The sequence below is a fragment of the Bacillus sp. AFS088145 genome (genome assembly GCF_002564465.1).
In the GTDB taxonomy this organism is placed as follows: Bacteria; Bacillota; Bacilli; order Bacillales; family Bacillaceae_G; genus Gottfriedia.
Window position 1 is genome coordinate 101308 of the sequence record NZ_NUUX01000002.1, and the last position, 13711, is coordinate 115018.

General features: G+C 33.3%; 13 protein-coding genes. 5 read left to right on the forward strand and 8 right to left on the reverse strand.

Annotated elements, in window-relative coordinates; genetic code table 11:
• Positions 1-166: 166 nt before the first annotated feature.
• From COI44_RS01090 to speE, 3 genes are all read right to left on the reverse strand, one after another.
• A complete protein-coding gene (locus COI44_RS01090; RefSeq protein WP_098426271.1) occupies positions 167-1288 on the reverse strand; it encodes a PepSY-associated TM helix domain-containing protein in 1122 nt (373 codons plus the stop codon).
• Between the two features lie 189 nt (positions 1289-1477).
• Positions 1478-2350, reverse strand: a complete 873-nt coding sequence (gene speB, locus COI44_RS01095; RefSeq protein ID WP_025671011.1) for an agmatinase — start codon at positions 2348-2350, stop codon at positions 1478-1480.
• Positions 2351-2362: 12 nt separating this feature from the next.
• A complete protein-coding gene (gene speE, locus COI44_RS01100; protein ID WP_025671010.1) occupies positions 2363-3190 on the reverse strand; it encodes a spermidine synthase in 828 nt (275 codons plus the stop codon).
• Between the two features lie 313 nt (positions 3191-3503).
• Here speE and COI44_RS01105 point away from each other — a divergent pair, with 313 nt between their 5' ends.
• Positions 3504-5522, forward strand: a complete 2019-nt coding sequence (locus COI44_RS01105; protein WP_179886967.1) for a transglycosylase domain-containing protein — start codon at positions 3504-3506, stop codon at positions 5520-5522.
• Positions 5523-5807: 285 nt separating this feature from the next.
• On the opposite strand, the gene COI44_RS01110 is transcribed toward COI44_RS01105, so the two are convergent.
• Together COI44_RS01110 and COI44_RS01115 are read right to left on the reverse strand one after the other, a co-directional pair.
• Positions 5808-6320, reverse strand: coding sequence for a YwhD family protein (locus COI44_RS01110; protein WP_098426273.1), 513 nt, complete (start codon positions 6318-6320; stop codon positions 5808-5810).
• A gap of 10 nt (positions 6321-6330) precedes the next feature.
• The gene (locus COI44_RS01115) at positions 6331-6999 is read right to left on the reverse strand and encodes a site-2 protease family protein (RefSeq protein ID WP_069033700.1); all 669 of its coding nucleotides are present in this window, start codon (positions 6997-6999) and stop codon (positions 6331-6333) included.
• A 164-nt stretch (positions 7000-7163) separates the two neighbouring features.
• Here COI44_RS01115 and COI44_RS01120 point away from each other — a divergent pair, with 164 nt between their 5' ends.
• On the forward strand, positions 7164-7349 hold the full coding sequence (locus tag COI44_RS01120) for a 2-hydroxymuconate tautomerase (protein WP_098232055.1): 186 nt from the start codon (positions 7164-7166) through the stop codon (positions 7347-7349).
• 121 nt (positions 7350-7470) lie between these two features.
• On the opposite strand, the gene COI44_RS01125 is transcribed toward COI44_RS01120, so the two are convergent.
• Both COI44_RS01125 and COI44_RS01130 read right to left on the reverse strand, forming a co-directional pair.
• Complete coding sequence (locus tag COI44_RS01125; RefSeq protein ID WP_098426274.1) at positions 7471-8784, reverse strand: HD domain-containing protein; 1314 nt, start codon at positions 8782-8784, stop codon at positions 7471-7473.
• Positions 8785-9169: 385 nt separating this feature from the next.
• Complete coding sequence (locus tag COI44_RS01130) at positions 9170-9397, reverse strand: YuzB family protein (protein WP_025671004.1); 228 nt, start codon at positions 9395-9397, stop codon at positions 9170-9172.
• 220 nt (positions 9398-9617) lie between these two features.
• Between COI44_RS01130 and COI44_RS01135 the strand changes: the two genes are divergently transcribed.
• Complete coding sequence (locus COI44_RS01135; RefSeq protein WP_098426324.1) at positions 9618-10460, forward strand: RsfA family transcriptional regulator; 843 nt, start codon at positions 9618-9620, stop codon at positions 10458-10460.
• Positions 10461-10671: 211 nt separating this feature from the next.
• Positions 10672-11520: an octanoyl-[GcvH]:protein N-octanoyltransferase gene (lipL, locus tag COI44_RS01140; RefSeq protein WP_098426275.1), complete on the forward strand. Its 849-nt coding sequence runs from the start codon at positions 10672-10674 to the stop codon at positions 11518-11520.
• Between the two features lie 67 nt (positions 11521-11587).
• On the opposite strand, the gene pta is transcribed toward lipL, so the two are convergent.
• Positions 11588-12559, reverse strand: coding sequence for a phosphate acetyltransferase (gene pta / locus COI44_RS01145; protein ID WP_098426276.1), 972 nt, complete (start codon positions 12557-12559; stop codon positions 11588-11590).
• A 235-nt stretch (positions 12560-12794) separates the two neighbouring features.
• On the opposite strand from pta, the gene hemQ reads away from it, so the two are divergent.
• Complete coding sequence (gene hemQ / locus COI44_RS01150; protein ID WP_097974818.1) at positions 12795-13541, forward strand: hydrogen peroxide-dependent heme synthase; 747 nt, start codon at positions 12795-12797, stop codon at positions 13539-13541.
• Positions 13542-13711: the final 170 nt, after the last annotated feature.

Here is a 13711-nt window from a genome sequence, read left to right on the forward strand (position 1 = left end):
CTATTTTTATCTTTCTACAAAATTGTTGTTTTACTATAAAAACAGTACAAATAATCATATTTGTTCCCGATTCAAAAAACCCGAAAAGAAAATACGACCTTTAGCGCATTTTCTTTCGGGTTGTAAGCAAATGATTAAATCATACCCATATAAAATTTAGTTCGTCTTATGCTGTTTGCTGTAATTTACTCATTTTTTTAACTTTATTTTTTCGTTTTAACGCCCACATTGTAATCCCAGTTATTCCTAAACCGAGTGGAGCTATTCCAACTAAGGCATAAATTGTTTTTACGAACACACCACCAAAAGTTCCTCTATGCAAACTTTCACGCCAAACAAAAAATTGATCATAGGCTGTTGCAGTATTTTTCGAAAAGGTTCCTAAATGCTTTCCAGAGAATTGATCGAAAAATTCGCTTGTATTTCCTTTACCTTCCGGGTCGTAACTGCCATCACTTAATTTGGCTTCTATAACACCTTCTTTATCCGATGGAAGTCTCAACTTGTATAACTCACCTTTCGGGTGTAATTTATTAATTTTGGCAACTATCGTATCCAGTCCTATTTGTTGTTTACCATTATCAACTGATTTAAGTTCTTCAGGATAATTCGATGTAAATTTCAATTTCAAGGATTCTTCAATCTTTTCTTGGTAAGGAAATAGCATTCCTGTTATTGCTACAACAAGTAAAAATGGTAAAGTAATAACCCCTATGAAATTATGTAATGATAGATTTTTTGCCATTTGACTTTTATTCCATTTAATTTTTAGGCTTTTAAACATTCGTTTAATGCCTGGATACCATAAATAAATACCTGTAATAAGAATTATAATAAATGCTATTGCAACGATCCCGATAATTGTTTCACCAATATCATCTAATAATAAATGTGTGTGTAGCTCTTTAACAAAAGAAACGATTGATTTCTCTCTATCAAAATTACCTAGTACTTTGCCATTGCTAGGGTCAACATATGCATCAATTTCATTATGTCCTTTTGACATACTTGCATGATATACATCTGTTAACTTTGAAGGCACATCCATCCTCGAAATTTGAAAACCTTTGTAATGTTCATGGAAAATCTTTTCTGCTTCTTTAATTCCAATAACTCTTTCACTACTTGCAGGCTTAAAATACTGCGGATTTAATACATGTTCAATCTGATTCCCAAACACTAATACACTACCAGTTGCACAAACAGCAATAATAAAAAGTCCAAAAATTAAGCTGCATACCAAATGTAGAGTTAAAATAAATTTTCTTACCCCTTTTTTCATCTTCATCTTCTCTTCTCCTAAAAAATTGATAATAATAATCGTTCTCAATTATAAAGGTAATGATTATCATTATCAATACTATTTTTCCATTATTAGTAAATTAGTTGAAACGATTACAAGGTTTTTATGTTAAAAGATATAAAAAAAGACGACTTCTCGCTCTATTGAACGAAAAATCGCCTTTTACAAATCTAATTATTTTACCCAACCTAATAAGATTTCACGAATAAATTTACTTGCCGCAACTTGAGTTTGCTCTGCATGATCGTAAACTGGAGCTACTTCTACTAAGTCTGCCCCAACCACGTTAATATCACTATTTGCGATAGCTAAGATGCTATCAAGCATTTCTTTTGATGTAATACCACCTGCTTCAAGAGTTCCTGTTCCAGGAGCATGTGCAGGATCTAATACATCGATATCAATCGTTACATATACTGGACGGCCAGCAAGCGTTGGAAGTACTTTCTTTAATGGCTCAAGTACTTCGAATTTGAATAAATTCATTCCAACTTCTTTAGCCCATTCAAATTCTTCCTTCATACCAGAACGGATTCCAAATGAATAAACATTTTTTGGTCCAATTAAATCACAAACTTTTTTGATTGGTGTTGAGTGAGATAATGGCTCACCTTCATATGAATCACGTAAATCAGTATGAGCATCAAAGTGAATAATGGCTAAATCTGGGTATTTCTTGTACATAGCTTTCATTACTGGCCATGATACAAGATGCTCCCCACCCATTCCTAGAGGAAATTTGCCTTCAGCTAATAAGCCGTCAATATAATCTTCAATCATATCAAGGCTTCTTTGAGCATTACCAAATGGTAATGGAATATCTCCTGCGTCAAAATACTTAACCTCTTCTAGTTCTTTATCTTGATATGGACTATATTCCTCTAATCCAATTGAAACTTCACGAATACGCGTAGGACCAAAACGAGAGCCTGGTCTGAAACTTACAGTCCAATCCATAGGCATACCATAAATAACTGCTTTACTTTCTTCAAAGCTTGGATGACTCTTTATGAATACATTTCCAGAATAAGCTTCATCAAAACGCATAATAAAGCCCCCTTATTTAGTAAGATCAGCTACAAATTTTGGTAATACGAACGCTGCTTTGTGTAGCTCTTTAGTATAATATTTTGTCTCAATATCGAAGAAACGATTCTCTTCTACTTCAAGTGGATCATGTTTTTTCGAACCGATTGTAAATGTCCACATTCCACTTGGATATGTTGGAATGTTTGCAATGTATAAACGAGTGATTGGGAAGATTTCTCTTACATCACGTTGAACTTGTGTGATTAACTCAGGAGTAAACCATGGGTTGTCCGTTTGCGCAACAAAAATACCATCTTCTTTTAATGCTTTAGAGATACCAGCATAGAAGCCTTTTGTAAATAAGTTAACTGCAGGACCAACCGGTTCAGTTGAGTCTACCATAATTACATCGTATACATTTTCACTATTTGCAATATGCATAAATCCATCGTCTACTTTTACTTCTACACGTGGATCTTCTAATTTTCCTGCAATTTCAGGTAAGTATATTTTAGAGTACTCAATTACTTTTCCATCGATTTCAACTAGAGTCGCTTTCTTTACGCTTGGGTGTTTTAATACTTCGCGAATAACACCACCGTCACCACCACCTACAACTAATACGTTTTCAGGATTTGGGTGTGTGAATAAAGGTACATGCGCAACCATTTCGTGGTAAACGAACTCATCTTTTTGAGTTGTCATAACCATACCATCTAAAATAAGCATGTTTCCGAACTCTTCTGTCTCTACCATGTCAAGCTTTTGAAACTCTGTTTGCTCTGTATGTAAAGTTTTATTAATTTTAGCAGTAATTCCAAAGTTTTTTGTTTGTTTTTCAGTAAACCATAATTCCATTTAATGCATCTACCCTTCTTTATCAAGATTTAGTTTGAAACATAAGTATCGTTTTGTAGAGGCTGAACGGTGCACCTCCACTTTTTTGATTATGTTTCGTATTATCCCCACTCTTCCTAATTCCTATCGGATTTGTGTTGTTACGACAATTTTTTGCCGTACAAAAGAAAAGTATAGAGTAATTTTTGTGAAATGCAAGATTTTTAAAGCTAAATTATTTGATATTTTTTACTACGGTAATTTGAATAAAATTTCTCTTAATCTACCATACTAGTATTAAATTAGAGAAACGAATCGAGAGGAGGATACATTTTTGTATAATATCAACTACTCTTTTCATTGGCGTACACTTCAAAAGGTCGGTATTTTACTTACGATTATTTCAATTTCAAGTACACTATTTTTGTCTTGTGTTTATCTGTTTGCAATTACGTCTACAAAACCTTCATTATTTATTGAGTCAAATTCAAGTTATTATGATCACAATCAAAAGCTAATTAGCAAAACTAAGCTACTTCAAAATCGTAAAACACTTAAAATTGGAGATGTGCCTCCGATTGCAATCAACAGTATTTTAGTTTCTGAGGATCGTAATTTTTTTCATCATCATGGCTTCGACTTAAAAAGGTTGGGTTCTGCTATTTTAATTAATATAACGAAGGGACAATACGCTCAAGGTGGAAGTACAATAACTCAGCAACTTGCAAAAAATTTATATCTTTCGCAACAAAAAACGATTAACCGTAAATTAAAAGAGGCTTATTTAACGATGAGACTTGAGTCAGCTTACAGTAAAAATAAAATATTAGAAGCATATTTAAACACCATTTATTTTGGACATGGGATCTATGGTCTAGAAACTGCGGCGAATACTTTCTTAGGAAAAGAGACAAACGAGCTAACAATTGGTGAATCTACATTTTTATTAAGTATTCCGGCCAATCCTTCAACATATGATCCTTACATTCATTTTTCATCTGTAAAGAAAAGGCAACAACGAATTTTATCAGCACTTGAACAAAATAAATTAATCAACTCAAAAAGTGTTAAAAATGCATTTGATGAAACGATTAAGTTAAAACCAATTAAACATACTTCAAATTCTTCATTTACATCCTATTTTCAACAAAGCGTTCAAAAAGAAATTACAGCTTCAATTGGACAATCAATCTATAACAATGGTAGCCAAATTTATACAACATTTAATCCCGCTATTCAAAAGCATATTGATCAAGCTTTTGATAAGTATATTAGACCAAAACCTGATTTACAGGCTAGTGTAGTCGTATTAAATAGTAAAACTGGTGAAGTATTAGGTATGACTGGCGGCCGTGAGAAAGGACAGTTTTTATTTAATCGAGCAATAGCGTCGAAAAGACAGGTAGGAAGTACAATAAAACCTATTCTATATTACAGTGCACTTGAAAATGGCTATACCCCATCAACAAAACTTCAAAGTAAGCCTACTATATTTCACTTTGAAAATGGAGATTCATACAGTCCCAAAAACAGTGGCAATCTATACGCGCATGATTCAATAACTCTAGCTAAAGCTATTGCTGTTTCAGACAATATATACGCTGTAAAAACCCAACAGGCAGTCGGTACTGACGAATTTATTAAAGCACAGAAGTTATTCCATTTAACCACACCAAACAATAAACTACCTTCAATGGCACTCGGCACTCAAGATGCTTCATTGCTCGATATGACAAGAGCATACGCATTAATTGCGAACAATGGTAAAGACGTTATTCCTCATTTCGTAAAAGAGATTAAAACTCAAACAGGAAAGACCATCTATAAAGAAAAGTTTGATAATAAACAAATATTAGATAAAGATCAAACCATTATTCTAAAACAACTAATGAACGGAATGTTCAACACAAGTTTTTCAAGCTATTTGCCAGTAACAGGTACTAGCATTATTCCTGAACTATCAAAAGATTATTATGGTAAAACCGGCACAACAAAAACGGACAGCTGGATGATTGGATTCCATTCAAATCTTATTGTGGGGGTATGGGTTGGGTATGATCATTCAAAAAATCTAACCGCAGAAGATGGTTCACTATCCAAGAAGGTATGGGCATCCGTTATGACAAATTTATTGGATAAAAATATAGACGCTAAACTACCTAATGATCTAGTTAAAGTTGCTGTAGATGAAAAGACCGGCCTCTTGTATAAAGAAGGCTGTTCCGATAAGGTTTCACTTTATTTTCGTAGAGGGACACAACCTACAAAACCTTGTATGAATAAAAAAATGAACCAAAAACAAAGAAAGGAAAATAAAGACAGTAAGCCTTGGTACTCTAAATATTTACTATAAAAACAAAAGACCTCACCAAATTGGTAAGGTCTTTTGTTTGTCCTAGTCCTAGCTTTGTCCAAGCTATTATTAGTTTACTTTATTTAGTCTTAAATGTAAAAAGATTATTCGACGATTTCTTCAAATTTTTTATATAATTTACCTAAAGAAAACTCGTCGATTGGCGAGCCCTAGGGCGAAGACAGAGACGTAGTTGCGCTTAGACTTAATACCTAAAATTGGAAACTACGTCGAATTTCCTTCTTCGCTGCCAATTTATACTTACTTAATGTGCAAAAAAGTATACTACCCTAAAAGTTCTGTTTTTAGCTGATTTGATGAATTATTCCACATCTCTTCATTGTGCGATTTTAAGAAATCAGCTAATAATTTACGAGACTTTTCATCCATCTGTTCAACCATTATTTTTCGTTTCATCGCTTTATCCATTTTATTTACGTGGTCAGGAAGAAGTTTATATCCTCTTCTAGCTTCACGATCAACTGTCATGTAACAGCCTGTTACTCCAGCATAATAAGGTCCACTTTCAGTTCGCTCAGTTGCAACCCATACTAACCAATATGGTTTTCCATTAGGAACTTCATCCTCACTTGTTAAAAACTTGATTCCTTTTTCAACTGAACTTCTTGCATGCATTGCACCGATATCTACAAAAACATCATTCTCTTGTATATCAATAAAGACTGGAGAAATATTTTCTAAACTAATTGCTCCAACACCAAATCCGCCATGCCCACTCGTTGAATCATTTTTTAATATATTAAAACCTAGTGATTTCTTTTTTGGTTGATCAGACATTGTGCCCCTCCTAAAAAATTAATGGTGTAACAATTGAATTAATCCAGTGGAAAACTGACGGTATAGCAACCTGGAAAATTGGTTGAATTGTATAGTTATCTAATGGAGTTAATACTAAAACTAAAAATACAAATGCTCCATACTGCTCATATTGTGACATTTTTGCACGAAGATCATTGGGAGCTAAATCCTCTAAAATTCGATATCCATCTAGTGGTGGAAGAGGAATTAAGTTAAATACAAATAATACGATATTCATTTGAATGAAAATATTAAAAAAAGAATCTAAAGTAAGTGATAGTGCTTGTGGGAAAGAATGAAAAAATCCGTATTTATATAATAGTGAATAAGCGATTAAACCAAGCGTCGCTAAAATTAAATTACTAATCGGACCCGCCGCAGTGGTTAAGATTCCTGCTAATCTCGGATGTTTAAAGTTATGGCGATTTACAGGAACTGGTCTTGCCCAACCAAAGCCTAAAATAATAATCGCAATTGTACCGAAAATATCTAAATGTCTAAATGGAGAAAGCGTTAATCGGCCTTGTCTTTTTGCCGTGTCATCTCCAAATTTATAAGCTACATAAGCATGCGCAAATTCATGAACTGATAACGAAATTGCAACAACTAATAATATTAATGGTATGTCTTTTAATGGATATTGAAAAAATGATCCCATTCTTTGCTCCTTTCGAATAAAAATGCTGTTTTATGTAACTGAACGGTTAATTTATTAATAGTTTAATTTATTCTTTATGATTTCTTCAATGTTAATCGATTTAATCGTTATTATTCTGACTTCCTGAGTTATAATAAAAATGACAAAACGAAGGAGGTCATAATATGCCATACGTTACAGTAAAAATGCTAGAAGGTCGCACTGAAGAACAAAAGAAAGCATTAGTTGAAAAAGTTACTGATGCTGTAAGTGAAACAACAGGAGCTCCAACTGATAAGATTGTTGTTTTCATTGAAGAAATGACAAAAAATCATTATGCAGTTGCAGGCAAGCGCCTTAGTGACGAATAGAATTCCTTACATACATCAATCGTAAACGTCAGACTGTTGACAAACGCTTGCAATCAGTCTGAAGTTTTTAGTACTTTGTCTAAATAATGAGTAAACGGGGGGTAACTTCCGTTTACTATTTTTATCTTCTTTTAGCCCCTGCTATTTCTTCAATCATTTCGATTACTTTCTTTTTCTTTTCATCAGGATTGTTATAAATTAAATCATGAGGAAAATATAACTTAGAATCGAATAACTTTTTACCAGTTATTCCATCTACTAGCTCTGATTTACGCGAGATTTCTTTCAAATCACCATTCGTTTGCAATAGTAAAATTGGCTTCTTTCCACCTTCTTCACCATACCTAAAATAATCATAAGCCTCGTCTGAAATCGTATCAATAACTAAATAGTATTCCGGGTCAATGTCTATTTCTAAAAATAACTCTTTTAATTCAGCAAACTTTTCAGTATGTTTTTGTGTATCAAAGTCTACATATTGAAATAATTTTCGATTTAAGAACCGTTGACATAGATCACTCAAGATTTGGTCAGATTCCTCCTGCCATACTTGGAAATAATACAAAAGGACTGATTCATCTAATTTGATATATTCATCTAAATCAATTTTCCCCTCAAATAAATGACCAAAATGCACTGGTACATAATTAAAATGATAACCTGTTTCATGCAAATATTTAGCCCTTTGTAATATTTTTTGTAATATGGCTTCCGCGCTTCTAGACACTGGATGAAAATAAACTTGCCAGTACATCTGGAATCGACTAATTAAGTAATGCTCAACAGCATGCATACCTGATTGTTTAATAACAACGCCATCTGGTCGAGGACGCATAATTCTCAAAATACGTTCCATATCAAAATTGCCGTAACTTACGCCAGTGTAGTATGCATCTCTAAGAAGATAATCCATTCGATCTGCGTCAATTTGGCTTGAAATCATGCTCGTAACTAACTTATTCATCGATGTTTTCTCAATGACTTCTGATACTTTCTTAGGAAAGTCATCTCCTACTTTTCTTAGGACCTCATTAATTTCTGTTGAACCCTCAATAATTTCTCTCGTTAATTCTTCATGATCTAAATTAAATATCTTCTCAAATGTATGCGAAAAAGGACCATGACCAACATCATGTAATAATCCAGCACAAAGAGCTAATAAGCGATCATCATCATTCCATTCAGGACGACCAGAAAAAACATCATCTACCATACGTCTTATAATTTCATAAACGCCAAGCGAGTGAGTAAATCGACTATGCTCAGCTCCATGAAACGTCAGATAAGTAGTACCAAGCTGTTTAATTCTGCGTAGTCTCTGAAATTCTTTCGTTCCTATTAAATCCCAAATAACTTGATCTCTTACGTGAATATAACGATGCACTGGATCTTTAAATACTTTTTCCTCGTAAAGCTTTTGGAAACGATATGACATATCTTGGCCCCCTTTCAATATGTATACTAATTCTTTATATGCTAATTGATTTACTTTCTGAACAAGACTCTTCTATCTTTCTCTTTGTAGTTCAAGGCGTTAGCCCCTCGAGGTCATAAGCCAAATTCCAATGAAGGTAAAAACCAACCTTCTCTACATTTATTATCAATTTTTATCTCTTAACCCTTAAATATCAAAGTTAAAATAGGTATTTCATGGTGTCTAGTTCCGAAAGCTAGCTCTTCGGTAATATTCCATCCATCTTCGAAGTGGAAAAATCACCACTTCTTCAGCTGAACGGAGATATTCCCTTCAGAGCTGGGCAAGCTTTCTCCACATTTCAATCTATTATATCAAAAAAACGCTCCTAAAGATGAAGGAGCGTTTAATTCTTACCTAATTTTGACTTTATCTTCACAAGTAGATCATCTTCGTTTGGTGCAGATAAAGGACGATTATTTACGAAACAAAATGATTTTTTTCGTCCTGGCCCACAGTAAGATTGACAACCAATTTTAATCTCTGCTTCATCATCTATTCTTTTTAAGCGAGGGACTAATGTTTTAATATTTGTCGCCTGGCAGTCATCACATATTCTAAATTCATTTGACATTTTTTTACAATCCTTTCTGTTCTAAATTGAACATACTCAGCAGTAATTTTACTCGTTCCAAAAAGGACATGCAAGTTTTCCAATTAAATCACTCCGAATAGTATTCTACTATTTTCTATTTTTTGTATAGTTTTCTATTTTTTTGTCCAAACTTCTATTAATCAGCTAGGAAATTAAATCGATTAATTGAATAAAGGAAAGTTGAGGGGAAATTTCTATGATGAAATTAAGACAGGATGCTTGGACTGAAGAAAATGATTTACTTTTAGCAGAAACCGTTCTACGTCATGTACGAGAAGGTAGTACCCAATTAAATGCCTTTGAAGAAGTAGGCGATGTTTTAGAACGGACTTCGGCTGCATGTGGTTTTCGTTGGAATGCTGTAGTTCGCTATAATTATGAAAAAGCACTTCAATTAGCAAAGAAATTCCGTAAAGAAAAGCTTCGTCACGCTAAAGGTGAAGATGCTAAGAAAAAATTATTATATACACCTTCTGAATCTAGTTATATACAAACAGATGTATCTAGTAATTTTGATCGTTATTTAAATGATGAACAAGATTTAGAATATGGTGTTGAACTCGATCAAGAATTTGGGTCTTTTGTGGAAACTGAAATTGAAAATGATGCAAGTTTAGAAGTAACGCATAATGAGGAACCAACGACTGAGATATTTTCAAGTATTCCTTCCGTTCAAACTCAGTATCAATCACAGACTCCACCTGCTTCACCAATGAGTACAAGAAAAAGCTCAATTACAATGTTTGACGTCATCCAGTTCTTACAAGGTCTTTCAAGTAGTCAGATTGGGAGCGATCGTTTAGTCCGTGAAAATGATCAACTAAAAAGAGAGCTTATGCAATTACAGGAACGAAATTCACAGTTACAGAGACAAGTAGAAAAGCTTGAAAAAGACGCTACTACTGTTCAAGAAGACTATGAAACAATGATGAAAATAATGAACCGTGCTAGAAAATTAGTATTATTTGAAGAGGAAGAGAAACCAGCAGCAACATCCTTTAGAATGGATAAAAACGGAAATTTAGAAAAAATTGCAGAATAACATTGTCATAATTATAGAGGGACTAAATCTTAATTTTGATTTAGTTCCTCTATTTTCATGCATACTAAATTTGAAAATCCTGTTACAATCTATTAATTTCCTAAAAATGATTATTTAAAGAATGCTAGCTGTTTTTCATATGAAGTTTTTTTATTTAGTTTAAAATCATGCTAAAATAGGAAAACAACGCAAAACGCAAGGGGCTTATTTAATGAATCAACATTTGAATCGGTTACAAACAGATGAAATACGTTTTATAGACGGCTCAACTTTAGGGCCATCCTTTGAGGCGATCCAATCTTTTGCATTAGATGACACATTATGTACAAAAATTGGGAAAATGGAGTCTCCTACAACAATTCGAACTTGGGTACACCACAACACAATAGTTCTCGGTATTCAAGATACTAGATTACCGAATTTAACAAATGGGGTTAAATTCCTTAATGACCATGGATACAAAGCAATCGTACGAAATTCAGGTGGGCTTGCTGTTGTTTTAGATGAAGGTGTTCTAAATATATCGATCCTCTTTCCAGAAGCCGAACATAAGCTACAAATTAATGATGGCTATGAAACGATGTATGCACTAATTCAAGATATGTTTAAGGATTTAACAAATAAAATAGTTGCAAAAGAAATAGTAGGATCATATTGTCCAGGCGATTTTGATTTAAGTATTGATGACAAGAAGTTTGCGGGTATCTCTCAACGTAGGATACGTAAAGGGGTTGCTGTTCAAATTTATTTATGTATTAACGAAAGTGGTTCAAAGCGTGCTTCAATTATTAAAGATTTTTATGAAATTGCGATTAATCACAAAGAAACTTCATTCAAATATCCTACAATTATTCCTGATACAATGGCATCTCTTTCCGAACTACTATCATTAAATCTTTCAGTGACGGATGTAATGACAAGACTACTTCAATCATTAATTAAATTAACTCCAAAATTAACTCCTAACTCCTTACTTGATGATGAAATAGAATTATATAATTATCATTTGCAACGAATGATTGATCGTAATTCGGATATAAGTTCAATGCAAGAATCATAAGTACAGAAAAAGAGTGCTCAAAAGTTCATTGACTTAAGAGCACTCTTTTTTCTTAACTCTGTCCTTATTAAAGTGACTGAGCAGCTGTGATGATTGATAATTTATAAACGTCTTCACTGTTACAACCACGAGATAGGTCATTAACAGGCATATTTAATCCTTGTAGGATTGGTCCGATTGCTTCAAAGTTACCTAAACGTTGAGCAATTTTGTAACCAATATTACCTGCTTCTAAGCTAGGGAATACGAATGTATTAGCATCACCTTGAATAACTGAACCAGGAGCTTTGCTTTTTGCAACAGATGGAACAAATGCTGCATCAAATTGGAACTCGCCATCTAAAGTTAATTCAGGGGCAAGCTCTTTTGCAATTTTAACTGCTTCAGCAACCTTTTCAGTTTCAGGCGATTTTGCAGATCCTTTAGTTGAAAAGCTTAACATTGCAATTTTAGGGTCAATGTCAAATAGTTTAGCTGTTTTTGCACTTTCAATTGCAATTTCTGCTAAGTCTTGGCTATTTGGGGCAATGTTAATTGCGCAATCTGCGAATACGTATTTCTCTTCCTCACGAACCATGATAAATACACCAGATGTTTTTGTAACGCCTGGTTTTGTTTTAATAATTTGAAGCGCTGGTCGTACTGTATCTGCTGTTGAATGTGTAGCACCACTAACTAACCCATGAGCCTTGTTAGCATATACTAACATCGTTCCAAAGTAGTTTGGATCTAATAATGTTTTACGAGCTTGCTCCTCTGTCGCTTTTCCTTTACGGCGTTCAACAAATGATGCAACTAATTGCTCCATTTCTTCATAAGTAGATGGGTCTAGAATTTCTACTCCTTGAAGTTCTAATCCTAAGCTACTCGCTTTTTCTTTTACGTTTTCTACGTTACCTATTAAAATTGGTTTTAATACATCTTCTTTCGCTAATCTGTCAGCTGCTGTTAAGATTCTCTCATCTGTACCTTCTGGTAAAACAATTGAAATACCTTTACCTGATACTTTTTGTTTAATGCTTTCAAATAAGTTGCTCATAATTGCCTCCAAAATCTTTAAAATTATTTTATTTGTACATAATTAGAATAAAACCTTTTTAGAATAATGAGAAATATAATATATTTAATAAAGCGCTATCATTTAAAGTAAATTAATTCCTAATTTTCTAACTAAATTTGGATATTGTATAATTTTGTATGTTTTTACAAAATACTTTTATTTGTAGTATGCTATATAAATGAAAATCAATACGATAACGTTTGGGGGATTTAAAATGAGTGAAGCTGCAAAAACTTTAGATGGCTGGTATTGTTTACATGATTTTAGAAGTATGGATTGGCATGCTTTTAAACAATTAGGTAGTGATGAGCGTCAACTAGCGATTACAGAGTTCCAACAAGTTTTCTCAAAATGGAATCAAGTTGCTGATTCTGGTGAAGGTAGCCATGCTATTTACAATATTTTAGGTCAAAAAGCAGACATTATGTTTATGGTTTTACGACCTACAATGGATGAGTTATTACATATTGAAACAGAAATTAATAAAACTACATTATCTCAGTATATGATTCCAACTTATTCATACGTTTCTGTAGTTGAATTAAGTAATTACTTAAGCGAAGAAGATGGCGATCCATATCAAAATCCGCATGTTCGCGCTAGACTTTACCCTGCTTTACCAAAATCTCAATACGTATGCTTCTATCCAATGGATAAAAAGCGTGAAGGCGAAGATAATTGGTACATGCTTCCTTCAGGTGCTCGTAAAGAAATGATGTACAGCCATGGAAAAATTGGTCGTGGTTACGCTGGTAAAGTTAAACAAATTATTACTGGTTCTGTAGGTTTTGATGATTATGAATGGGGCGTTACTTTATTCTCTGAAGACGTACTTCAATTCAAAAAATTAATCTATGAAATGCGCTTTGATGAAGTAAGTGCTCGTTATGGGGTCTTTGGTTCATTCTTTGTTGGAACAATTCTAAAAGAAGATGCATTCTCAAAATATCTTTACGTATAATTGAATACTTAAGAGTATCCACTGAATACGAACAATCATAGTATATAAATTAAAAGACTTCTCTTTTTTGAGAAGTTTTTTTATTTTCCTGTTGGAAAAGAAGTCATATGTTTCTTTCAATTTTAATATAGTTACAGTAGTGAACGAACTAATTAGTCCTCGCTTTCCGA

Coding starts and splice junctions, on each gene's coding strand:
- hemQ (WP_097974818.1), top strand. CDS start 12,795: ATGAGTGAAGCTGCAAAAACTTTAGATGGCTGGTATTGTTTACATGAT.
- COI44_RS01115 (WP_069033700.1), bottom strand. CDS start 6,999: ATGGGATCATTTTTTCAATATCCATTAAAAGACATACCATTAATATTA.
- COI44_RS01125 (WP_098426274.1), bottom strand. CDS start 8,784: ATGTCATATCGTTTCCAAAAGCTTTACGAGGAAAAAGTATTTAAAGAT.
- COI44_RS01110 (WP_098426273.1), bottom strand. CDS start 6,320: ATGTCTGATCAACCAAAAAAGAAATCACTAGGTTTTAATATATTAAAA.
- speB (WP_025671011.1), bottom strand. CDS start 2,350: ATGCGTTTTGATGAAGCTTATTCTGGAAATGTATTCATAAAGAGTCAT.
- COI44_RS01130 (WP_025671004.1), bottom strand. CDS start 9,397: ATGTCAAATGAATTTAGAATATGTGATGACTGCCAGGCGACAAATATT.
- COI44_RS01120 (WP_098232055.1), top strand. CDS start 7,164: ATGCCATACGTTACAGTAAAAATGCTAGAAGGTCGCACTGAAGAACAA.
- pta (WP_098426276.1), bottom strand. CDS start 12,559: ATGAGCAACTTATTTGAAAGCATTAAACAAAAAGTATCAGGTAAAGGT.
- COI44_RS01090 (WP_098426271.1), bottom strand. CDS start 1,288: ATGAAGATGAAAAAAGGGGTAAGAAAATTTATTTTAACTCTACATTTG.
- COI44_RS01135 (WP_098426324.1), top strand. CDS start 9,618: ATGAAATTAAGACAGGATGCTTGGACTGAAGAAAATGATTTACTTTTA.
- speE (WP_025671010.1), bottom strand. CDS start 3,190: ATGGAATTATGGTTTACTGAAAAACAAACAAAAAACTTTGGAATTACT.
- lipL (WP_098426275.1), top strand. CDS start 10,672: ATGAATCAACATTTGAATCGGTTACAAACAGATGAAATACGTTTTATA.